The organism is Streptomyces cyslabdanicus (assembly GCF_052663305.1).
The window spans coordinates 146,418-166,244 of sequence record NZ_JBQRUW010000037.1; the positions used below are offsets into that span (position 1 = coordinate 146,418).

Genomic DNA, 19,827 nt, shown 5'->3' on the forward strand with positions numbered 1-19,827 from the left:
TCAGTGCGCGGTCCAGCCGCCGTCCAGGACCAGCGAGGTGCCGGTGACGAAGGAGGCCTGCGGGCCGCACAGGTATGCCACGGCCTCAGCGACCTCCTCCGGTTCGAGCAGCCGTTTGACCGCGCTGTCCTTGAGCAGCACCTCGGACAGCACGCGCTCCTCGGAGATGCCGTGGGCCCGCGCCTGGTCGGTGAGCTGCGTCTCGACCAGGGGCGTGCGCACGTAGCCGGGGTTGACGCAGTTGGAGGTGACGCCGTGCGGGGCGCCTTCGAGGGCGGTGGTCTTGGACAGTCCCTCCAGGCCGTGCTTGGCGGCCACGTAGGCCGACTTGTAGGCGGAGGCCCTCAGCCCGTGCACCGAGGAGATGTTGACGATCCGGCCCCAGCGCTGCCCGTACATGTGCGGCAGGGCGCCGCGGACGAGCCGGAAGGGCGCCTCCAGCATCACGGTGAGCACGGTGTGGAAGACCTCGGGTGGGAACTCCTCGATGGGGCGCACCAGTTGCAGCCCGGCGTTGTTGACGAGCACGTCGGTGCCGGCGGCCGCCCGCTCGGCGGCGTCGAGGTCGGTGAGGTCGAGCGCCAGGAGTTCGAGGGAGTCGGCCAGCGCGCCCGCCCGTTCGGCGAGCGCGTCCAGTCCCGACGCGTCCCGGTCGACGGCTCTGACCCTGGCTCCGGCGGCGGCCAGCCGCAGCGCGCAGGCGCGGCCGATGCCGCCGGCGGCGCCGGTGACGAGGGCGATGCGGCCGCCGAGGTCGAGCGAGGGAGTGTGCGGAGCGGGAAGCGGCGAGGTCATGGGGTGACCCTAGGCAGGCCGCCCGCCGCGCCACATATGGGCACGGCCCATACTTCAGTTCAATTCCGTGGGGTTGAACCACGTGGGTGCGTCGGACATGGCTTGCTTGATCCGGAACAGGCCGAACTCGTCCAGTTTGGGCAGCGCGTCCACCGCGAACCAGCCCACCTCCAGCGACTCGTCGTCGTTGACCCGCGCCTCGCCGCCCACCGCACGGCAGCGGAAGGTGATGTCCATGTACTGGCAGATGTCGCCGTTGCCGTAGGTGACCGGTTTCAGCGCCTGGACGAGGACCACCCGCTCGGGGACGCAGTGCACCGCGGTCTCCTCGTGGACCTCCCGTACGGCGCAGGCGGCCGGCTGCTCGCCCGGGTCCGGGATGCCGCCGATCACCGACCACCTGCCGGTGTCGGAGCGGCGCCCCAGCAGCACTCTGCCGTCGTCGTCGAAGACGATGGCGGTGACCCCGGGCAGCCACAGCAGCTGGGTGCCGGCCGAGGCCCTGATCGTACGGATGAAGTCGGGAGTGGCCATGGAGCCGACCCTAGCGGGCGGGCACCCGGGACCACGGCATGCCGCGAGGCATCCGCGGGGCGCACGTCCGGCGTACGGTCACACGCCCCGGGCGCGCCGCCCGCGCAGTCCGGCGCCGACGGCCCAGCCCAGGCCGCCGGCCGCGACCAGTACCAGGGCGGCCTCCGGCAGGGTGCCCAGCCGGGTGGCGGGCGTCTCGGAGGAGCGCAGCGGCACCTTCTGGACCAGGTAGCCGGGCACGAACATGCCGGTCTTCTGCGTGATCCGCCCGTCGGGCATGATGATCGCGCTGACGCCGCTGGTCACCGGGACGGTGACGGTACGGCTGTGCTCGACGGCGCGGATCCGGGACATGGCGAGCTGCTGGTAGGTCATCTCGCTGCGGTCGAAGGTCGCGTTGTTGCTCGGTACGGAGATCATCTGCGCGCCGGCGGTGACCGTGTCGCGCACGGCCCAGTCGAAGGCCGCCTCGTAGCAGGTGGCCAGGCCCACCTTCGTGCCGTCGATGGTGAACACGCCCGGCTTGTCGCCGCGGCTGAAGTCCTGCCGGACCATCGACGTCCAGTTCTTGTTGACCGCTCCGAGCAGCGAGCGCAGCGGAAGGTACTCGCCGAACGGCTGGATCTGCCGTTTGTCGTACGTCTGGGTGGGCCCCTGGACCGGGTCCCACAGGATCTGCTCGTTGAACAGTGCGCCGTGCCGCTCCACGACGCCGCCGACGGACACCGGCACCCCGACCGCCCTGACGGCCATGTCGATCACGGCCCGCGCGTCGGGGTTGACGAAGGGGTCGATGTCGGAGGAGTTTTCCGGCCAGAGCACGAAGTCCGGCTTGGCTGCCTTGCCCGCCTTCACCGCCTGGGCCAGCCGCTCCGTCTCGCGCGCGTGGTAGTCGAGGACCGCACGCCGCTGGGCGTTGAACTCCAGGCCCGCCCGGGGCACGTTGCCCTGGACGAGGGCGACGGTCGCGGTGCCGTTCTCGGCCTTGTCGCTGACCAGGGGCCGCGCGGCCACCGCGCCCACCACCGGTACGGCGACGCTCAGCAGGGCCGCGGCCGCGGCCGGACGCCGTACCGCTCCCCGGCGCCGCCCCCGCACTGCCAGGCGCACGGCCTCGCACAGGCCGAAGCCGCACAGGACGACTGCGAAGCCCAGCACCGGGGTGCCGCCCACCGCGGCCAGCGGCAGGAACACCCCGTCGGCCTGCCCGAAGGCGATCTTGCCCCAGGGGAAGCCGTGGAACGGCACGCGTGCGCGTACCGCTTCGCCGGCGATCCACACGGCGGCCGCCCACAGCGGCCAGACGGGCAGTCGGGACACCGCCGCGACACCCGCGCCCACCAGTGCGACGAAGACCGCCTCCACGGCGACGAGCGCCAGCCACGGACCGGGGCCGACCTCGACTCCCGTCCACACCAGCAGCGGCAGCAGGAAGCCGAGGCCGAAGAGGTAGCCGAGGCCGAGGCCCGCCTTCCAGGTGCGGCCGCGCAGCACCCCGCCGAAGACCGCGAAGGCGGGCAGGGCCAGCCACCACAGGGGGCGCGGGGGGAAGCTGAGGTAGAGAAGGAAGCCCGACAGGGCCGCCGCGGCGGCGGGCAGGAGCCGGAGGAGCCTCGCCCTCCAGGGCGCGGGGGCGGCCCGCGGGTCGAGCCGGTCCGACTCGTCGACGGAAGTTGCGGTGACGGTCATTCCGGGAGTGTACGGCCGGTCATCCGCGACGGACCGATCAGGCCGGTCGTCCTCCACGGCTGGTCAGGCCGGTCATGGCCGAGGGGCCGACGGGTGGAGGCGGGCCCTGATCACGTGCACCGCCGTCTCGGCGTTGTCGATGGTGATCGTGAACGTATGGCCGTCCCACAGGCGCAGCACGAGGCCCTCGCCGCGCCGGACGACGACCGCGGTGCCCTTCTCGGGTCGCCACCGGTAGCCCCAGCCGCCCCAGTGGCGCGGGGTGACATGGGGGGCGAACTCGGCGCCCGCGACATGGGCGAGCGGGATGCGGCGGCGCGGCAGGCCGATGTGCCCGCAGCGCACCTCCAGGCACTCGTGGTCGACCCGCACGGCGACGTGCACGAAGGCGAGGGTGCCGAAGAGAACCAGCAGCCCGGCCGCGATGCACCCGACGACCGACATCACCAGCGGGGCGACGCCGGAGGTCCAGGCGGAGTCGACGGCCAGCTCGACGCCCAGCGCCATGCAGGCGGCGCCGACGAGTGCCAGCACCCATTGCATCCGGTTGGTGGCCCGTCCGGTCCACACCTCGGGATGGGGAGTGTTCTCGGGGTGGGGGTGGTCCCTCATACCCACGAGGTTACTCAGGTTTCGCCGCGCGGGTAGCGTTGTGTCGCACAGGGTGACGGGACCGGGCCGCCGCACTCGGACGGGACTCGTCCGGCGGTCGGCCCGACCTCAGCGGGCCGGGGCGATCTGCTGGAGGAGACGGCCCTCCGCGTAGGTCAGGGCCGGCAGGGGCAGGTCGCCCTCCCGGCCGTTCAGCAGCACGGTCACGCTGCCCTCGGCCTCGGCCTCCGGTTCGGGCCGGGCGCCGATCCGGCGCAGCGCCTGGGCGACGACGGCGCCCGCCGAGCCGTGCAGGGCCGGCGGCGGGCCGTCCGGTCGCCGGACCGCGACCCGGATGCGGTCGGCGACCAGTTCGTAGTGGGTGCAGCCCAGGACGACGGTCGTCACCTCCGCGGGGGTGAGCGCGGCGGCCGCGGCGACGGCCTCGTCGATCGCCGACTCGTCCGCGTGCTCCACGGCCTCGGCGAGGCCCCAGCAGGGCACCTCGGTGACGGGTACGCCGTCGGCGAAGTCGCGAATGAGGTTCCGCTGGTAGAGGCTGCCGGTGGTGGCGGGCGTCGCCCAGATGGCGACGGGCCCGCCGCCGGCCGCGGCCGGTTTGATCGCCGGCACCGTGCCGATGACCGGCAGACCCGGTTCCAGGGCGGCGCGCAGGGCGGTGAGCGCGTGCACGGTCGCGGTGTTGCAGCCGACGATCAGGGCGTCCGGGCGGTGCGCGGCAGCGGCCTCGGCGACGGCCAGGGCGCGCTCGGTCAGGTTCTCCGGCGTGCGCGCGCCCCACGGCATGCCCGCGGGGTCCAGGGAGAGCACGAGTTCCGCGTCGGGGCGCAGCCGCCGTACCGCGGCCGCGGCCGCCAGCAGCCCGATTCCGGAGTCCATGAGCGCGATCTTCACCCGGCCACGATAGTCGATCCCCTCGTACCGGCCGTCCGGGTGGGGCAGACTGCGCGGGTGAGCGTGATCGAGTGGAGTGCCGTCGGATCACTCGCCGCCTGGCTGTGGCTGCTGCTCGGCCAGGGCTTCTTCTGGCGTACGGACGTCAGACTTCCGCCCCGCGCGGATCCGGCAACGGACGACTGGCCGTCGGTGTGCGTCGTCGTTCCCGCGCGGGACGAGGCCGCCGTCCTGCCGGAGAGCCTTCCCTCGCTGCTCGCCCAGGACTATCCGGGGCGGGCGGAGGTCGTCCTGGTCGACGACGGCAGCCGCGACGGCACCGGGGAGCTGGCCCGCGAACTGGCGCGGCGGCACGGCGGACTGCCGCTGACCGTGGCCTCACCGGGTGAGCCGCCCGCCGGCTGGACGGGCAAGCTGTGGGCCGTGCGGCACGGCATCGGCCTGGCACGCGCGCGTGGCCCCGCCTACCTGCTGCTGACGGACGCCGACATCGCCCATGCCCCGGACAGCCTGCGCCTGCTGGTGGCGGCGGCGCGCACCGGGGGCTTCGACGTCGTCTCGCAGATGGCGCGGCTGCGCGTGCGGAGCCTGTGGGAGCGGCTCGTCGTGCCGGCCTTCGTCTACTTCTTCGCGCAGCTGTACCCCTTCCGCCGGATCGGCCGCCCGGGGACGCGGACGGCGGCGGCCGCGGGCGGCTGCGTGCTGCTGCGCGCCGAGGCCGCCGAACGGGTGCGGATCCCGGACGCGATCCGGCAGGCGGTGATCGACGACGTGGCGCTCGCCCGGGCCGTCAAGGCCGGCGGCGGCCGCGTCTGGCTGGGGCTCGCGGAGCGGGTGGACAGCGTGCGCCCCTATCCGCGGCTGCGGGACCTGTGGCGGATGGTCTCGCGCAGCGCCTACGCGCAGCTGCGCCACAACCCGTTGCTGCTGCTCGGCACGGTCGCCGGGCTGACGCTGGTGTACCTGGTGCCGCCGGTGGCGCTTGCCGCCGGCCTGGCGGCGGGCGACGCGGTGGCGGCGCTCGTCGGCGGTGCGGCCTGGCTGGTGATGACGGCGACGTACGTGCCGATGCTGCGTTACTACCGGCAGCCCTTGTGGCTCGCTCCCCTGCTGCCGTTCACCGCGTTCCTCTATCTGCTGATGACGGTCGACTCGGCGGTGCAGCACTACCGGGGCCGCGGTGCGGCCTGGAAGGGCCGCACGTACGCGCGTCCGGACGCCCTGCCCGACGAGGGGTGAGCGGGGGCGGTTCACTTGCGGCCCGGGGTCCAGTTCATGCCCCAGCCGTAGGCGCGGTCGATGGTGCGCTGCGGGCTCACTCCGCGTTCGGGCACCAGGTAGCGGGCCTCCCGCTGGACCACGAGATCGCCGCCGATGTTGCTGATCAGGGCGAGTGCGCACACCGTCGAGGGCACCGTGCACTCGTCGAGGGAGAAGTCGACGGGGGCGCCGTGCTGCGGCTGGAGGGTGACCGTGGCGTGCAGGTCGGCGAAGGAGCGGGCGCCTTCGTAGATGGTCACGAAGACGAGGATGCGGCGGAAGTCGCCGCGGTGGTCGAGGTTGATGGTGAGGTTCTCGCCGTCGGTGACGGCGCCGGTGCGGTCGTCGCCGTCGAGGTGGATGTACGGCGGCCGGTGCAGCGATCCGAAAGCGTTGCCGAGGGCCTGGACGACGCCCTTGCGGCCGTCCGACAGCTCGTAGAGGGCGCACAGGTCGAGGTCGAGGTCGCTGTGGGTGGCCACCGCCCGGCCGCGCTTGCCGCCCCAGCCGGAGAACTGTTTGCGCGTCTGCCAGTTGAGGTTCACCCGCATGGCGCCCCCGGTTCCGCCCTGCTTGGTCAGCGACACCGAGGGGGCCGCCTTGGTGAGCGTCACCTTGCTCAGGCGGACCGGGGCCGCGGCGGACGCGGGTGTGGCGAACGCGGGCACGGTGGGCGCGGGTGCGCCGGACGGGGAGGCGGGTGTGCCGGGCCGCTGCGGGGTGACGGGGGGTGCGACCGGCGGCGGCAGGGGAACCGGCGGTCCGACCGGCGGCGGGGGCGCGGCCGGGTAGGGTGCCGGCGCGGGGGGTGGCGGCGCCATCCCGGGTGCCCGCGTGCCGGGTGGCGGCGGGGCGGGTGCCGGGGGCGGCGGCGTGTGCTGCGGCTCGTCCACGGTGATACCGAAGTCCGTGGCCAGGCCCGCGAGTCCGCTGCCGTAGCCCTGGCCCACGGCCCGGAACTTCCAGGCGCCCTGGCGGCGGTAGAACTCGCCGAGGACGAACGCCGTCTCGACGCTCGCCCCGGTGCTGTCGAACCGCGCGGCCACCGTGCCCCGAGCGGTGTCCCGGACCTCGATGTAGAGGCCGGGCACCTGGGCGAAGGTGCCGCCGTCCGCGGAGGCGGCCAGCACCACCTTCTCCACCGTGGGCTCCACCCGCGCGAGGTCGACGAGCAGGGTGTCGGTCACCTGGCCGCCGAGGGTGTTCTTGCCCTCGTGCCGGACCGCGCCGGAGGGATGGGCCGGCTGGTTGTAGAAGACGAAGTCCGCGTCGGAACGGACCTTTCCGCCCACCAGCAGCAGCGCCGAGACGTCGGCGTCGGGGACGCCCGGCCCGCCGCGCCAGCCCACCTCGACGCGCAGGGCGCCGGCGGGCACCGGCGTGTTCGACCCCTTCGGCATGGACATCTTCGCCCCCATCACGTGTCGGACCGGCCGTGACCCGGCGGTCCCCGTCGGCTCACTACCCGACCAACCTAAGCCCGGTGACGCGGAACTCCCATGAGAAGCACCGCAACACCCTGGCCGACCACCGGTAACCCCGGCCTGGAGGTCGGCCTATACATCATCCAAACCCCGCCTGCTGCCCCTTTTTGGCCAAGTTCGCTCATATTGAGGACCTCACGTCACCGCCGACACGGAAAACAACCTTCTTATCGGTCTCCCCAACCAGCACATCGTGGGCTTTACTTATGGCCATGACCTCCCCCCGCTCCAGTTATGGCGGCGGCTACTACTCCGCCTCCTTCCCGGACACCCCGATCTACGACTCGCTCGTGGCCGAGCGAGGAACCCCGCAGATCGCCCCCATCCGTGTTCCAGGGCCCTACGACGCGGGCAGCCACCTGCCCACGAGCAGCCCCATGAGCACCGGCAGCCACCTGCCCGCGCTGCCCTCCGCGCTCCCAGCACTGCCGGCGGCCCCGTCCCAGCACTCCTACGGCTACCCGCAGGCGCCGCAGCCGGTCCCCCCGCAGCCGGCGCCCACGGCCTACATCCCGCAGCAGGCCTCCGCGCCGCGCGGGTACCCCGGCCAGCAGCAGCCGCAGCCACCGCGCCCGATGGCGGCCGGCACGGGCTACGAGGCCATGCGTCCCGCCACCCCGCGCCCGGCTCCGGCCCCGGCGCCCGGGCCCTACCCGGACCCGTACGGGAACCAGCAGTACCGCGGTTACTGATCCACTCCCCGGCCGTCCGTGCCGACTGGCAGGATGAGGTCATGGGGAACGCGGAACTGCACGCGATACACATCCATCCGGTCAAGGCGCTGCGAGCCGTCACGCTCGTGGAAGCCGTCGTCCAGCCCTGGGGGCTGGCCGGGGACCGGCGCTGGGCGCTGATCGACGACGGGGGAAAGGTCGTCACCCAACGCCAGCAGCCACACCTCGCGTTGGCCGCCGCCGAGCCCGGGCCCGGCGGCGGCCTCCGCCTTTCCGCGCCCGGGCGCACCCCGGTCGTGGTGCCCGTCCCCCCGCAGGGCGACACGGTGACCGTGGACATCTTCGGCGAGAAGGTGGAGGCCGTCCCGGCGGACGAGGCGGCCCACGCCTGGTGCAGCGGCCTCGCCGGGGAGGACGTCCGCCTGGTCCACCTCGACGACCCCGCCACACGGCGGCCTGTCGACCCGGACTACGCCCTGCCGGGCGAGACGGTGAGCTTCGCCGACGCCTTCCCGCTGCTGCTCACCTCGCTCTCCTCCCTCGCCTCCCTCAACTCCCTGATCGCCGAGGGGGATCACGCCGACGAGGGCCCGCTGCCCATGAACCGCTTCCGGCCCAACGTGGTGGTGGCGGGCACCCCCGCCTGGGCCGAGGACGACTGGACGCGCATCGCGATCGGGGACGTCTCCTTCCGGGTGGTCAAGATGTGCGGACGGTGCGTGGTGACCACCACCGACCAGGCCACCGGCGCCCACGGCAAGGAGCCGCTGCGCACCCTCGGCCGCCACCGCCGCTTCGGCGGCGAACTGATCTTCGGTCAGAACCTGGTGCCCGAGTCCACCGGCGCCATCCGGCTCGGCGACCCGGTCACCGTCCTCGAATGACCTCCGCCGGCCCCCGGCCGCCGGTGGGAACCCCGGCACGGGGAACGGTCGTTGGACCTTCGTGAGGAGTCCGTGAGAATTCACGGCCCGAGGTGATTTCCCTCTCTCTTCGGCCGACAAGAGGGCGAATCGGTCCGGGGCGGGGTTATCACGGAGGGGAAGGGGGGTGCGGCAAACGGTGGGAGCGATCAGCGGACTCTGGCGCTGGCGGCACAACCCGCTGCGTCGCGGGACCGACCTCGTCGAGGCCTGGGTGGCCCTGGTGGCGCTGCTGCTCGTCCTGGCCGCCGCACCCGTGGTCGGCTGCCTCGTCGGTTCCGTGGCGCAGGACGCCCTTCAGCGGTCCGTGCGCGAACAGCTCCACGCCCGGCACCCGGTGACGGCCACGGTGGTGCGCGGGCTCAGCCGGCTGGATCCCGACCCGGAGATATCCCCGGCACGGGACCTGCGCAGCCGTGTCCTCGCCCAGTGGACCGCCCCGGACGGCACCCGGCGGCACGGCCCGGTCACGACGGGCCTGGGCTCCCCCCACCCCGGTGATCACTTCACGCTGTGGACGGACGCGCACGGCGACGCGGTGACCCGCCCCCTGGACTCTACGACGGCCACGACCCACGCCGTGCTGGCCGGATGCGGCGCGGCCGCGCTGGCCGCGGGCCTGGTGGAGGGGATACGCCGGCTGATCGTCTGGCGCCTGGTCCGCCGCAGGTACGCGCGCTGGGACCAGGCCTGGGACCGCGCGGGTCCGGACTGGGGCCGTACCGGCACCGGCAGCTGACGGCCTTTGGGCTCTGTTGACTTCCTCCCCGGGTTGAAGCTCGGGGATTGCCCTATGAGGGGGTTCGGCCGGTCGCCCGGCTTACGGGTTCCTGCTTCACGGACCGGCTGGTGCCAAGGTCTCCACAGGCTGAGACCGCATGTCCTGCGGCCTTGATGTTCTTCGCGGCGTTCACGTCGGCATGGTCGCGGTATCCGCAGCCTGCGGCTTTGCACCGGAAGACCGCTTGGCTCTCGCGGTTCCCTTCCGTGACGAAGCCGCAGGCGGAGCACCGCTGCGACGCGTACGCGGGGTTGACCTTCACCACGCGCGTGCCCGTGTACCGGGCGGCATTGGTAAGGGCGAGTTCGAGGCGGTGCCATCCCTTGTCCAAGATGGCCCGGTTGAGCCCGGCCTTCTGACGGACGTTGTGGCCGGGCTCGGCCACGGTGCCGGACGCGCTGGCGGACAGGTTCTTGATCCGCAGGTCTTCGAGGACCACCAGGGCGTTCCTCGCGACGATCCGCGCAGCGGCCTGCGCGCAGAAGTCCCCACGCCGGTCCGACACCCGGGACATGATGCGACCCATGGCCATGATCGTCTTGTGCCGGTTCGCGCTGCCGCGCTTCGACCGGGCGAGGCGCTGTTGCAGACGCCGGTACCGGACGCTCTCGCCAGCCGTGATGAACGGCCGGCCGTGGAAGTCGCCGTCCGAGGTGACGACGGCGGTCTTAACCCCCCGGTCGATACCCACGGCGGTACCGGGCATGGCGTGCTGCTCGGGAGTGGCGGCCTGGTCGTCCACGAGGAACGACACAAACCACCGGCCGCCCTTGCGGGACACGGTCGCACAACGGATCTCACCACCGAGGAGACGGGACCAGCGAAAGCGAACCCAGCCCAGCTTTGGCAGCTTGACCCGGCCCCACTTGCGTCCCAGCCGCTCCACGCTGATCTGCTTCGCGTCGGGGAACCGGAACGATGGCGACCAACGCGCCTTCGACCGCCACCGCACCTTGAACGTGCCGTGATCCCGGCAGGCCCGGTCCAGATCCTTGAGCGTCTGCTGCAATGCGTGCGACGGGGCCGCCCTCAACCACGGGTGCTCACGCTTGGCATCGGCCAGCTCGGTACACTGCGGCACGTAGTTCATCCACGCCCCGCGCCGCCGGTATGCCCGACGCTGCTCCAGGGCTGTGTTCCACACCGACCGGCAGATGCCGCCGAACTCCTCGCACATCTCCTCTTGTTCAGGCGAGAGGTCGAGCAGGTAGCGGCGACCGGACAGCATGAGAACACCCCCCTTCAACTGGTGCGATCAACATAGCGCCCGCCACTGACAACGCAGAGAACTCCGCCGCTGCGCGGCTCCACGCCAAGGAAGAACTAACCCCATCCTGAAGAACGGGGCCTGCGCTCAAGAGATCCGGTCAACCGAGCGTCCGCGCGCACGCTACGGTGGACCGGCCGACGCACTCGGCATCAACCAACCCGCGTACGACGAGGTGGGGGCACAGCAGCGCCATGGCACAGGGCACGGTCCAGGTGACGCACACCGGCACATCGCGGTGGCGGCGCCGCACGGGTGAGTACACATCGCTCGCCGCCGCCCTGGAGGCCGCGGCCGACGGTGACGTGCTCACCGTCGCCCCGGGCACCTACCGGGAGAACCTCGTCGTACAGCGGGCGGTGACCCTGCGCGGACCCGAGGGCGCCCCCGGTTCGGTGCGCATCGCCCCCACGGAGGGCGTGCCCCTGACCGTGCGCGCCTCCGCGGTCGTCCAGGACCTGCACGTCGAGGGCCAGGACGCCACCGCGCCCGCCCTGTTGGTGGAGGAGGGCGCGCCGGAACTCAGGGACGTGCGGATCGTGACCCGGTCCGCGGCCGGCATCGAGGTGCGCGGCGGCGCCCGGCCCACCGTGCGGCGCTGCACGATCGACAACCCGGCAGGCATCGGCATCGCCGTGCTCGACGGCGGCGGTGGGGTGTTCGAGGAGTGCGAGGTCGTCGCGGCCGGGCAGTCGGGCGTGGCCGTCCGCGGTGGTGCCCACCCCCGCCTCGAGAACTGCCGCATCCATCACACCTCCGGCGTGGGTCTGACGGCGACCGGTGACAACTCCGCCCTGGAAGCGGTGGGTTGCGAGGTCTACGAGGTCCGGGGCAGCGGCGTCCAGATCAGCGGCCGGGCCACCGGGCACCTCACCGACTGCGATGTGCACCGCACCGCCTCGGACGGGGTCACGCTCGAGACGGACGCCGTGCTGACGCTGGCCGACTGCCGTATCCACGACATCCCGGAGAACGCGGTGGACCTGCGTTCCCGGTCCGTGCTGACGCTGACGCGGACGACGGTGCGTCAGTTCGGGCGCAACGGCCTTTCGGTGTGGGATCCGGGCACGCGCGTGGACGCCAACCAGTGCGAGATCTTCGACAGCACCGGCGACTACCCCGCGGTGTGGGTCAGCGACGGCGCCACCGCGGTGCTCGACTCCTGCCGGGTGCACGACGTGCCCGACGCGCTGTTCGTGCTGGACCGCGGGTCCCGTGCGGACGTCGTGGACAGCGACCTGTCCCAGGTCCGCAACACGGCGGTGTCGGTGAGCGACGGCGCCACCGCGCAACTCGACGACTGCCGGATCAAGGACGCGGCCACGGGCGCCTGGTTCCGCGACCACGGCAGCGGTGGCACCCTCAACAACTGCACCGTGGACGACACCCAGACCGGAGTGATCGTCACCAAGGGCGCCGACCCCACCATCGAGCGGTGCACGGTCGCCTCCCCCGCCGAGGCCGGTTTCTACGTCTCCGCCGGGGGGCGCGGCAGCTTCCTGGACTGCCGGGTGATGGGCAGCGGAGGCTACGGCTTCCATGTGATCGACGGCTGCCGTACGACGCTCAGGAAGTGCCGTACGGAGCGGTGCGCCCGCGGGGGTTACGAGTTCGCGGACGGCGGGCCGGACGCCGGGACCGGGTCGGGCCCCGTGGTCGAGGACTGCACCAGCGACGAGAGCGGCGGTGTGCGTCCGCTCGTGGCCCGGGAGACGGCCGTGCAGACCGCGCCCCCGGCCTCGGGCCTGCTGGGCGCGATCCCCGGGCAGCGCACCACCGAGCAGGAGCCGTTGGTGACCGCTGAGCCGGAGGCGCCCGCGCGGACCGCGAAGGACGTCCTCGGCGAACTCGACACGCTGGTCGGCCTGGACAGCGTCAAGCGGGAGGTGCGCGCGCTGACCGACATGATCGAGGTGGGCCGCCGCCGCCAGCAGGCCGGGCTGAAGGCCGCCTCGGTCAAGCGGCATCTGGTGTTCACCGGCTCCCCCGGTACCGGCAAGACCACGGTCGCCCGCCTGTACGGCGAGATCCTGGCCTCCCTCGGTGTCCTGGAGAAGGGTCATCTCGTCGAGGTGTCCCGCGTCGACCTGGTCGGCGAGCACATCGGATCCACCGCGATCCGCACCCAGGAGGCGTTCGAACGGGCCCGCGGCGGCGTGCTGTTCATCGACGAGGCGTACGCGCTCTCCCCGGAGGACGCCGGGCGCGACTTCGGCAAGGAGGCCATCGACACGCTGGTGAAGCTGATGGAGGACCAGCGGGACGCGGTGGTGGTGATCGTCGCCGGCTACACGGCGGAGATGGAGCGCTTCCTGTCCGTCAACCCGGGTGTGGCCTCCCGTTTCTCCCGCACCATCACCTTCAGCGACTACGGGCCCGACGAACTGCTGCGGATCGTGGAACAGCAGGCGGAGGAGAACGAGTACCGGCTCGCTCCGGACACGGCCGAGGCCCTGGTGGCCTACTTCACCGCGGTCCCCAAGGGCCCCGCGTTCGGCAACGGACGCACGGCGCGGCAGACCTTCGAGGCCATGGTGGAGCGACACGCCGGCCGGGTCGCCCAGCTCGCCGAACCGAGCACGGACGATCTGACGCTGCTCTACGCCGAGGACCTGCCCGCGCTGCCCTGAGCACCGGGTCCGCCCGGCGGCTCCGGACCGGTGTGCGGTTCACCGGCCGGGACGCCGGGCCGGCCGTGGCGGGGCGCCGGCAGGTCCGGGCGCAGCCGGGCCAGCAGCCACCGTCGTTCCTCGTCGAAGGCCGGGTCCGCCTGATAGTCGGAGTGGCCCAGGATCGGGGCGGGCAGCGGATGGCGCGCGGTGCGGCCGTAGGCGAGCGGGTCCTTGAGCAGGGCACGGTCCACCTCGGGGCCGCAGTCGCCGGGCAGCCGGACCGGGCCGCCGATGGGGTCGGTGAGCCGGTACAGGTTGCGCCAGCAGTCCACGTCCCGGTGCAGGGCACCCAGCGCGGCCGGGCCGAAGTGGGCCGGGAACCAGCGCCCGTAGAGCCGTTCCAGCGGGGATCCGTAGGTCAGCAGGGCGACCCGCTTGCGGACCGACGGGGTGAGCTGCCAGGCCGCGGCGGCGGCCAGCACACTGCCCTGGGAGTGCCCCGACAGCACAAGCCGTCCGCCCGTGGCCCGGGTCCAGGTCGCCATCCGCCAGGTGAGGTCGGGCACGGCACGTTCGGCGTAGCAGGGCGGGGCGAAGGGGTGCGCGGCGCGCGGCCAGAAGGTGCCGACGTCCCACAGGATGCCGATGGTGCGCCGGGCGGAGGCGTCCTTGTAGGCGCGCCGGCCCCAGGTGACGAAGAGTATGAAGCCCAGTCCGATGAGCCAGGAGCCCAGCGCCTGCGCGAGCTGGGCCGCGCCGTGCAGGACGGGGTGGGTTCCCGCCGCGGCCCCGGCCGGTGTCCGGTCGGTGCCGAGGGCGCCGACGAGCGCGCCGGCGCCCAGGAGGAGGGTGACGGCCGAGGTCGCGCCGACCAGGAGGGGCCCGTCGTCGGTGAGCGTGGCCATCGCCCGGGTGCGGGCGATCCGGCGGGTGCGCTCCGGGTCGGACGGCTCGCCGGGATGGTCGCGTTCCACCGCGGGACGCTGGGCGCGGGCCAGCCGCCGGGCGCGCCGGGCCAGCCGGCCGCAGAGCAACAGCAGCACCGCGAGCAGCGGCGGGATGACGGACGCCTGCCAGGTGAGCAGGACCGGTGGGCCCGGGATCGACGTGCCGGTGCCGTCCAGCCAGTCGGCCACGCGCTGGCAGACCCCGCCGGACATCACGCCGCCGAGCGCACAGGCCAGCATCGCGACCGCGGGTCCGCCCAGGCCCCGCAGCGCGGCCCGGGGGTCGGGGCGGGTGCGGTACAACTCGTGGGCGACGGCGGCGAGGGCGACGACCAGGAGGCCCTGGCCCAGCGTGATGCCGCCGAAGGCGGTGTCGCCCGCCAGCCGGCCGGTCGACTCCCAGCCAGGGCGCGACCATCCGGCGTACACGGCGGTGAGCAGGAGCAGCAGGAGGGCGCCGAGCGGCAGCCGCCGCACGAGATGGCGGTCCAGCTGCCGGTCGAGCAGGTGCTCGGTGCGGCCGCGACGGCAGACGACCCAGACGACGGCGGCGGAACAGGCGAGCAGGGCGGTGAGCAGGAGCCGGCCCGCCGTGTCGAGGGCCGGGGAACCGCCGGGGCCGCGGTCGAGGGCCGCCGTGGGCACGGCGATCGTGGCGGTGACCGTCAGCAGGCCCGCGGCGGTGTGCGCGGCGCGCAGCCGGGCGACCAGGCGGCGCCCGTACCAGAAGCCGGGACGGCTCAGGGATCCACTGCCGGTGTCGTCCTCGGGCTCCGGGTCGCGGGAGATCGGCTGTGTGGACTCGTAGGCGCTCCAGGTGCGGTGCGCCAGGTACCACAGCAGCCCGGTGAGCGCGGCCGGCACCACGGCGGCCAGGGCGAGGCGGCGGCCGGGGGCGCTCCACCAGCCGCCTGCCGCGGGCGACAGGAAGCCCAACCAGGAGTGCCGTGCGGCACACGCGTGCGTGCCCGCGCACTGCCAGGCCGTGAGGTCGAGGGCGACCTCGCAGGCCGCGGCGACGAGCAGCACCGTCAGGGTCAGACCGGCCAGCCGCACGAGCAGTCCGTACAGGCTCACGGCGCGCGGGCGGCCCGGGGCGCCGGGGCGCATCCAGTGGGCGAGGTTGACGACCATGAACGGCAGCAGCAACAGCCACAGGGCGCGGGCTCCGTTGCCCGACGTGAGGTTGCACCAGACGTACGCCTCGGGCACCGGCGTGCCGCGCTGCTCCTCCGGCCGGTCCTCGGCGTCGACGTCCTCGGCGCGCCGGAAGACGGCCGCGGTGTCGTCGCCGGTGATCCGCACCGTGCGCGCGGCGTCGAGCATCTTCTCGGGCGTGGTGCCCCCGACGCCGTGGACCAGGAGTTCCAGGGCACACTCGGCCGGCTCGTCGGGTGCGGCGGGGCCGTCCGCCCCGGCGGTCCGCGGATGCCGCTGCGCACGTTCCACTGTTCGCACTTCCCCCGTACCGCGTCCGTCGGTCTGTGTCCGTGTCGGTCCGTGTGCGAGCGGACACCAGGATCGCCTCCCGTGGCACGCGACACACCCCTCGTCACCGAATCTCCCCGATCCGGGTGACCGGAGCCGCGCACGGGGAGGACAAAGGTGGCATGTTCGCGTCGGTCGGGTGCCGGCGCGGCGGGGACCGCCCCGTGAAAGGATGGGACGTCCGCGTACCGGGGCAGGGCGGACCTTCCCGTCGTCGGCGGGTGCGCGGGGCGGGTCGGACGGCTTGAGGCGAAAGGAACCGGAGCACACGTGAGTGAGAATCAGAACCTCCTCGCGGAGCAGCGGCGGGCCCTGATCCTGGACGAGGTCCGGCGCCGCGGCGGTGTCCGGGTGAACGAGCTGACCCGGAGGCTCGGCGTGTCGGACATGACGGTGCGCCGTGATCTGGACGCGCTGGCCCGGCAGGGCGTGCTGGAGAAGGTGCACGGCGGCGCGGTTCCGGTGGTGGAGGCCAGTACGCACGAGCCGGGCTTCGAGGCCAAGTCGGGTCTGGAGCCGACCGCCAAGGAGGACATCGCGCGGGCGGCGGCAAGTCTGGTCGTGCCGGGCACGGCGATCGCCCTCTCGGGCGGTACGACGACGTACGCGCTCGCCCAGCACCTGCTCGACGTGCCCGATCTGACGGTGGTCACCAACTCGGTCCGGGTCGCCGACGTCTTCCACTCGGCGCAGCGCACCTCCGGTCAGCGGCAGGGCGCGGCTACGGTCGTGCTGACCGGCGGGGTCCGCACGCCGTCCGACTCGCTGGTGGGTCCGGTGGCCGACCAGGCGATCGCGGCGCTCCACTTCGACATGCTGTTCCTGGGTGTGCACGGGATATCGGCCGAGGCGGGCCTGTCCACGCCGAACCTGGCGGAGGCCGAGACCAACCGGCGCCTTGTGCAGTCGGCGCGCCGGGTCGTGGTGGTCGCCGACCACACCAAGTGGGGTGTGGTGGGCCTGAGTTCGTTCGCCGCGCTGGACCGGGTCGACACACTGGTGACGGACGCGGGGCTGCCCGCGGAGGCCCGCGCTGAGGTCTCGGAGCACCTGCGGCTGGTGGTGGCGGGCGAGCCCGGGGACGAGGCGGACGACTGAGGGGGCTGTCGGCGGGAGCCCGGCGTGTCCGACCGCCCCGGACCGTCCGGCCGTCCGTACCCTCTCAGGCCGGCCACGCCCCGGTCGTCAGGAACGACTCCAGCGTCCGCGTGTACGGGGCGCTGTCGAGGCCCTGTTCGGCCAGCCAGGCGTCGGAGTAGTACTTGTCGAGGTAGCGGTCACCCGGGTCGCACAGGAGGGTCACGACGCTGCCCCGGCGGCCCTCCCGAAGCATCTCCGCGACGATCTTCAGAGCGCTCCACAGGCCCGTCCCGGTGGAGCCGCCCGCCTTGCGGCCGATGGCCCGCTCCAGGGCCCGTACGGCGGCCACGGCGGCGGCGTCCGGCACCTTCATCATGCGGTCGACGGCCCCGGGCACGAAGCTCGGTTCCATGCGCGGCCGCCCGATGCCCTCGATGCGCGAGCCGCTGTCGCAGGTGACGTCGGGATCGCCGGTGGTCCAGCCCTCGAAGAAGCAGGAGTTGTCCGGGTCGGCGACGCAGACACGGGTGTCGTACTGCATGTAGTGGACGTAGCGCGCGATGGTCGCGGAGGTGCCGCCGGTGCCCGCGGTGGCGACGATCCACGCCGGCTCCGGAAAGCGCTCCAGCTCCAACTGCCGGAAGATCGATTCGGCGATGTTGTTGTTCCCGCGCCAGTCCGTGGCCCGCTCGGCGTAGGTGAACTGGTCCATGTAGTGGCCTCCGGTCTCGGCCGCGAGGGCGGCGGAGGCCTCGTACATCGTGCGCGGGTCGTCCACGAAGTGGCACCGCCCGCCGTGGAACTCGATCAGGCGGCACTTCTCGGCGCTGGTCGTGCGCGGCATGACCGCGATGAAGGGCACGCCGATCAGCTTCGCGAAGTACGCCTCCGAGACGGCCGTCGAGCCGCTGGAGGCCTCGATGACCGGGCGGTCCGGGCGGATCCAGCCATTGCACAGGCCGTACAGGAACAGCGACCGCGCCAGCCGGTGCTTGAGGCTGCCGGTCGGATGCGTCGACTCGTCCTTCAGGTACAGGTCGACGCCCCACTCCTCGGGCAGCGGGAAGCGCAGCAGGTGGGTGTCGGCCGAGCGGTTGGCGTCCGCCTGCACCTTGCGGACGGCTTCTTTCAGCCAGTTCCGGTATCCGCTGTCGCTGCGGTCGACGTCGAGGGTTTCGCCGGTCCGGCGCTGCTCGGTGGTGCTCACGGCGGGCTCCTTACGCTGTGCGCCGGCGGCGTCCCGCGCGGCCGGACGCCCTCGATGATAGACAGCTTCAACACGCTTCTCACCTGCATAAACGCATCTTTGAGAGGCTCAAGGAGAGGCTTGGGAACGCACCACGCCGAAGCGGCCCGCAGCGCGGGGGCGTACGGGTCGGGGGCGCGTTCGGGCGAGTGCGCCGGATGCCACCCGCGAGTGCTCCCCACGCACTGGTGCTCCGTGCCGATGGCGTGCAGACTGCACCACGGCGGGACGAAGTACCCGACGGGCCCGTGAGATCTCGAAGGAACCTCGAAGGGACCCCCAGGCATCTCGAACGAGCCGGGCCGGCTCGGGGACGGACCGGGCGGAGCGGGAGCCGGCGACACGCACGAAGGGGCGGGGAGATGGCCGAACCGGAGTTCACGGCCACGGGCGTACGGATCGACAAGCGCCTGCGCTCACTCACCCGGGCCGGACTGGTCCGGATCCGCGACGGCAGGCTGGAGCTGCTGACCAGCTACGGCAGTGAGATCGACAGCGCGCCGGTGCGGTCGGTGCGCGCGTCCCAGCCCTGGTACGCCCCGGACGACCGGGCGCTGGCCGACCTGGGCGGCAACCGGTACCTGCTGACCCTGGGCGACCACGACCCCGCACCGGGCGAGACGGGGCCGCCCGCGGCCCGCCGGTTCGTCGAGGCCGTCCGCCGGGCGGCCCGGCGCGGCGGCTGAGCGAGGCGAGTTGCGTGACCCCACCCCGTGGGTCACGCTGGTCTCACGTCACTCAGGGTTTACCGGCGATAACGCTGCGAACCAGCCCGCCGGCCAGACAGCAGGCGGCAATGTCACGCAGGCGTCCTGCTGCATCCGAAACGTCGTGTTCTTCCGGACCTCAACGTCGGGGAGTCGCAGCCGTGATCAGTCACCCAAGCAGGCACTGCACGGTGGAGCTCCAAGCCCTGCCGTCGCGGATCGGCCAGGTCCGCAGAATCGTATCGGCGCACCTGCGCTACTGGCATCTGGACCCTTTGATAGACCGGGCCGCGCTCGGTGTGACGGAGCTGTTGACCAACGTCCACCAGCATGCCCGGCCCGACAAGCTGTGCACCGTGGAGCTCGAACTGCTGCTCGAGCGGCTCACGGTCTCCGTGCGCGACCACGACCCGCGCCTTCCGGTGGTGGAGGACATGGGTGACATCGCGCCGCTGGCCACCGAGGGCCGGGGGCTGGCGATGGTGGCCGCGATGAGCGAGAGCTGGGGCGCGCGGCCGGACGGTGAGCAGGGCAAGGTCGTCTGGTTCACCCTGCCGACCGCCGCCCCCTCGATAGCGGTGCCTGCCCTGGTGCCGGCGCTGGTGACCGCGGACCAGGCCGCGCGCCGCCTGGCCGAGGCCGCCTCCGCGCTCGACGGTATCCGACCCGTCCACGCTCCGGCCGGGTCCGCCGTCGTCGGCTGACGGCGTCGGCCTCGTCTGCCGCGCTCGGCCGAGCGGACGTCCGCCACGCCCCGGCCGACCCTGTGGCGGGCAGGGAGTGGTGGGCCGCGGGTGGTGACCGGGGGGCGACCCGGCCACCGCCCCCCGGTGG

General features: G+C 73.1%; 17 protein-coding genes. 8 read left to right on the plus strand and 9 right to left on the minus strand.

Annotated features, from left to right (window positions below):
• From ACTYVM_RS22040 to ACTYVM_RS22060, 5 genes are all read right to left on the minus strand, one after another.
• On the minus strand, window positions 1-795 hold the full coding sequence (locus ACTYVM_RS22040; RefSeq protein ID WP_400029764.1) for a 3-hydroxybutyrate dehydrogenase: 795 nt from the start codon (window positions 793-795) through the stop codon (window positions 1-3).
• A gap of 54 nt (window positions 796-849) precedes the next feature.
• Entirely contained in the window at window positions 850-1,329 is a 480-nt protein-coding gene (locus tag ACTYVM_RS22045; protein WP_445527572.1) for an NUDIX hydrolase, read from the minus strand.
• A gap of 78 nt (window positions 1,330-1,407) precedes the next feature.
• Window positions 1,408-3,018 (minus strand): apolipoprotein N-acyltransferase, encoded by a 1,611-nt coding sequence (gene lnt / locus ACTYVM_RS22050; protein ID WP_445527573.1) that lies wholly within the window; start codon window positions 3,016-3,018, stop codon window positions 1,408-1,410.
• 72 nt (window positions 3,019-3,090) lie between these two features.
• Window positions 3,091-3,630: a hypothetical protein gene (locus ACTYVM_RS22055; protein ID WP_445527574.1), complete on the minus strand. Its 540-nt coding sequence runs from the start codon at window positions 3,628-3,630 to the stop codon at window positions 3,091-3,093.
• A gap of 108 nt (window positions 3,631-3,738) precedes the next feature.
• A complete protein-coding gene (locus ACTYVM_RS22060; RefSeq protein ID WP_445527575.1) occupies window positions 3,739-4,524 on the minus strand; it encodes a glutamate racemase in 786 nt (261 codons plus the stop codon).
• A 39-nt stretch (window positions 4,525-4,563) separates the two neighbouring features.
• Between ACTYVM_RS22060 and ACTYVM_RS22065 the strand changes: the two genes are divergently transcribed.
• Entirely contained in the window at window positions 4,564-5,763 is a 1,200-nt protein-coding gene (locus ACTYVM_RS22065; RefSeq protein ID WP_445527576.1) for a glycosyltransferase, read from the plus strand.
• 11 nt (window positions 5,764-5,774) lie between these two features.
• On the opposite strand, the gene ACTYVM_RS22070 is transcribed toward ACTYVM_RS22065, so the two are convergent.
• Window positions 5,775-7,184 (minus strand): TerD family protein, encoded by a 1,410-nt coding sequence (locus ACTYVM_RS22070; protein ID WP_445527623.1) that lies wholly within the window; start codon window positions 7,182-7,184, stop codon window positions 5,775-5,777.
• A gap of 296 nt (window positions 7,185-7,480) precedes the next feature.
• On the opposite strand from ACTYVM_RS22070, the gene ACTYVM_RS22075 reads away from it, so the two are divergent.
• The 3 genes from ACTYVM_RS22075 (at window position 7,481) to ACTYVM_RS22085 (ending at window position 9,604) form a co-directional block, all read left to right on the plus strand.
• Window positions 7,481-7,960 (plus strand): DUF6643 family protein, encoded by a 480-nt coding sequence (locus tag ACTYVM_RS22075; RefSeq protein ID WP_445527577.1) that lies wholly within the window; start codon window positions 7,481-7,483, stop codon window positions 7,958-7,960.
• Between the two features lie 41 nt (window positions 7,961-8,001).
• Window positions 8,002-8,826 carry an MOSC domain-containing protein gene (locus ACTYVM_RS22080; RefSeq protein WP_445527578.1) on the plus strand — a complete coding sequence of 275 codons (825 nt, stop codon included), beginning with the start codon at window positions 8,002-8,004 and terminating at the stop codon, window positions 8,824-8,826.
• Window positions 8,827-9,004: 178 nt separating this feature from the next.
• Complete coding sequence (locus ACTYVM_RS22085) at window positions 9,005-9,604, plus strand: Rv1733c family protein (protein ID WP_445527579.1); 600 nt, start codon at window positions 9,005-9,007, stop codon at window positions 9,602-9,604.
• A 52-nt stretch (window positions 9,605-9,656) separates the two neighbouring features.
• On the opposite strand, the gene ACTYVM_RS22090 is transcribed toward ACTYVM_RS22085, so the two are convergent.
• Entirely contained in the window at window positions 9,657-10,874 is a 1,218-nt protein-coding gene (locus ACTYVM_RS22090; protein WP_445527580.1) for an RNA-guided endonuclease InsQ/TnpB family protein, read from the minus strand.
• A 233-nt stretch (window positions 10,875-11,107) separates the two neighbouring features.
• Between ACTYVM_RS22090 and ACTYVM_RS22095 the strand changes: the two genes are divergently transcribed.
• Window positions 11,108-13,543, plus strand: coding sequence for a right-handed parallel beta-helix repeat-containing protein (locus ACTYVM_RS22095; protein ID WP_445527581.1), 2,436 nt, complete (start codon window positions 11,108-11,110; stop codon window positions 13,541-13,543).
• On the opposite strand, the gene ACTYVM_RS22100 is transcribed toward ACTYVM_RS22095, so the two are convergent.
• On the minus strand, window positions 13,513-15,921 hold the full coding sequence (locus tag ACTYVM_RS22100) for a hypothetical protein (RefSeq protein ID WP_445527582.1): 2,409 nt from the start codon (window positions 15,919-15,921) through the stop codon (window positions 13,513-13,515). The two genes, ACTYVM_RS22095 and ACTYVM_RS22100, sit on opposite strands and share 31 nt — an antisense overlap.
• A 309-nt stretch (window positions 15,922-16,230) precedes the next feature.
• Between ACTYVM_RS22100 and ACTYVM_RS22105 the strand changes: the two genes are divergently transcribed.
• A complete protein-coding gene (locus ACTYVM_RS22105) occupies window positions 16,231-17,058 on the plus strand; it encodes a DeoR/GlpR family DNA-binding transcription regulator (RefSeq protein WP_445527583.1) in 828 nt (275 codons plus the stop codon).
• Window positions 17,059-17,122: 64 nt separating this feature from the next.
• Here ACTYVM_RS22105 and cds1 read toward each other — a convergent pair whose 3' ends face one another.
• On the minus strand, window positions 17,123-18,247 hold the full coding sequence (gene cds1, locus ACTYVM_RS22110; RefSeq protein ID WP_445527584.1) for an L-cysteine desulfhydrase Cds1: 1,125 nt from the start codon (window positions 18,245-18,247) through the stop codon (window positions 17,123-17,125).
• A gap of 401 nt (window positions 18,248-18,648) precedes the next feature.
• On the opposite strand from cds1, the gene ACTYVM_RS22115 reads away from it, so the two are divergent.
• Window positions 18,649-18,972 carry a hypothetical protein gene (locus ACTYVM_RS22115; protein WP_400029734.1) on the plus strand — a complete coding sequence of 108 codons (324 nt, stop codon included), beginning with the start codon at window positions 18,649-18,651 and terminating at the stop codon, window positions 18,970-18,972.
• Window positions 18,973-19,154: 182 nt separating this feature from the next.
• Complete coding sequence (locus ACTYVM_RS22120; protein ID WP_445527585.1) at window positions 19,155-19,697, plus strand: ATP-binding protein; 543 nt, start codon at window positions 19,155-19,157, stop codon at window positions 19,695-19,697.
• The last annotated feature ends 130 nt before the right edge of the window (window positions 19,698-19,827 follow it).

What these genes read in the sequence shown, in the direction of transcription:
- ACTYVM_RS22045 (WP_445527572.1), bottom strand. Translation starts at nt 1,329, where the DNA reads ATGGCCACTCCCGACTTCATCCGTACGATCAGGGCCTCGGCCGGCACC.
- ACTYVM_RS22095 (WP_445527581.1), top strand. Translation starts at nt 11,108, where the DNA reads ATGGCACAGGGCACGGTCCAGGTGACGCACACCGGCACATCGCGGTGG.
- ACTYVM_RS22040 (WP_400029764.1), bottom strand. Translation starts at nt 795, where the DNA reads ATGACCTCGCCGCTTCCCGCTCCGCACACTCCCTCGCTCGACCTCGGC.
- ACTYVM_RS22055 (WP_445527574.1), bottom strand. Translation starts at nt 3,630, where the DNA reads ATGAGGGACCACCCCCACCCCGAGAACACTCCCCATCCCGAGGTGTGG.
- lnt (WP_445527573.1), bottom strand. Translation starts at nt 3,018, where the DNA reads ATGACCGTCACCGCAACTTCCGTCGACGAGTCGGACCGGCTCGACCCG.
- ACTYVM_RS22075 (WP_445527577.1), top strand. Translation starts at nt 7,481, where the DNA reads ATGACCTCCCCCCGCTCCAGTTATGGCGGCGGCTACTACTCCGCCTCC.
- ACTYVM_RS22080 (WP_445527578.1), top strand. Translation starts at nt 8,002, where the DNA reads ATGGGGAACGCGGAACTGCACGCGATACACATCCATCCGGTCAAGGCG.
- ACTYVM_RS22090 (WP_445527580.1), bottom strand. Translation starts at nt 10,874, where the DNA reads ATGCTGTCCGGTCGCCGCTACCTGCTCGACCTCTCGCCTGAACAAGAG.
- ACTYVM_RS22115 (WP_400029734.1), top strand. Translation starts at nt 18,649, where the DNA reads ATGGCCGAACCGGAGTTCACGGCCACGGGCGTACGGATCGACAAGCGC.
- ACTYVM_RS22070 (WP_445527623.1), bottom strand. Translation starts at nt 7,184, where the DNA reads ATGCCGAAGGGGTCGAACACGCCGGTGCCCGCCGGCGCCCTGCGCGTC.